Origin of the sequence: Streptomyces sp. NPDC058664 (assembly GCF_042716635.1) — a bacterium.
Classification (GTDB): domain Bacteria; phylum Actinomycetota; class Actinomycetes; order Streptomycetales; family Streptomycetaceae; genus Streptomyces.
Map to the genome: position 1 here is coordinate 1 of NZ_JBHXRW010000210.1, position 1,423 is coordinate 1,423.

At 66.9% G+C, this 1,423-nt stretch carries 2 protein-coding genes; one reads left to right on the top strand and one right to left on the bottom strand.

Annotated elements, in window-relative coordinates:
* A partial coding sequence (locus ACFWUY_RS41620) for a GMC oxidoreductase (protein ID WP_384122244.1) occupies nt 1-186 on the top strand: 186 nt, incomplete at its 5' end.
* 114 nt (nt 187-300) lie between these two features.
* On the opposite strand, the gene ACFWUY_RS41625 is transcribed toward ACFWUY_RS41620, so the two are convergent.
* Nucleotides 301-1,423: esterase/lipase family protein (locus ACFWUY_RS41625; protein WP_384122247.1), on the bottom strand; the 1,123-nt coding region annotated here is incomplete at its 5' end.

Consider the following 1,423-nt stretch of genomic DNA (forward strand, 5'->3'; position numbering starts at 1 on the left):
GTCCGCATGGGCGCGGTCGACGACCCGATGAGCCCACTCGACCCGGAACTGCGGGTCAAGGGCGTCAAAGGTCTACGCGTAGCCGATGCTTCGGTGTTCCCCGAACACACCACCGTGAACCCGAACATCACCGTCATGCTCGTCGGCGAACGCTGCGCCGAACTGGTCGCCGCCGACCGGAATTAACTCAGCCGACCGCCTTTTCACGGAGACGCTCGCGACCTCCTCGCCCGAGGAAGTCCGCGACCTGACGGCCCGCCGACTCGAACACGGAGTCGGCGGGCCGTCGTGCCGAAGTGGTCAGACCCCGCTCAGCAGCCAGGGCTGGAAGGTGCACGCCAGGGCGGGGGTTTGCTCCGGGTCGAAGGCGTTGAGGACGATCGAGAGCACACGTGGCGAGTAGACCATCGTGATGTGGCCGGACAGGTCCTGCTCACAGCCGTCCTGCAGGGTGACGTTGCGAACGGTCGCGCCAGGGCCCGCCGTCAAGAAGGTCTGGTCGTAGGGGGTGGAGACCTGGTCCCAGCGGCTGCCGACCACGGTGTAGTCGACGCCGGGCATCGTGTCGCCGCCTGCATTGAGCCGGTTGATGAAGTCCGATCCCACGGTCTGCTGGATGCCCGCGTGGCCGATGAAGATTTCCTGGAAGCCGAGAATGTCGATGCCCATGTTGTTGATCGCCCTGCCCAGCGCCGCGATCCCGAGCAGCGTGGTGCCGTGATTGGTGGCGCCGAGGGTGATCATCTGCTGCACCTTCTCCGCGCCACCGTTGAATTTCAGGTACTGCCGTCCGACCGTGCCGCCCTGGGAGTGGCCGACCAGGTTGACCTTGCTCGCCCCGGTGGCGACAAGCACGCGGTCGACGAAGTTCGCGATCTGAGCAGCCGATTCCTCGATGTAGCCGGTGGCGTTGACCGAAGGTAGCGCCGAACCGACCCCACCGCCGTCAACCAGGCCGGCCTGCCCGTAATTCAGCGTGAAGACGTAATGACCGGCGTCGTGCAGTGGTTGGGCCATGTACGCGAAGTTGAGATAGGCGTTCGACCAGGTCCCGTGCAACAGCACCACCGGTTCCGGATTGCGCTCGGTGGGTTTGCAATTCCAGTCGTTGGCGCCTGCGGGGGCCGCCTCCGGATTGAGCAGGCCGTAGCCGAACGCGGGCAGGAACGCCGTCGACGCGGGTCCGATGGCGCCGGGATCGGACGAGTAACCGCCCGAAGAACCCGAGCTGGAACCCGAACCGTCGAGGCAGTCGCCGGAGCCGTTGCCCGAGCCCGCGCCACTTCCGGAGGTGCAGGCAGAACCCGTGCCGCCCAGCCCGCCGTCGGTGCCCCACGCCACATCGCGGCCCTGGTAGATGATCTCTGCCAGTGCCTGTTCAGTGGGCTCGGTCTGTGGGTCGGCCGCCGCCCCCGTCCCGGAG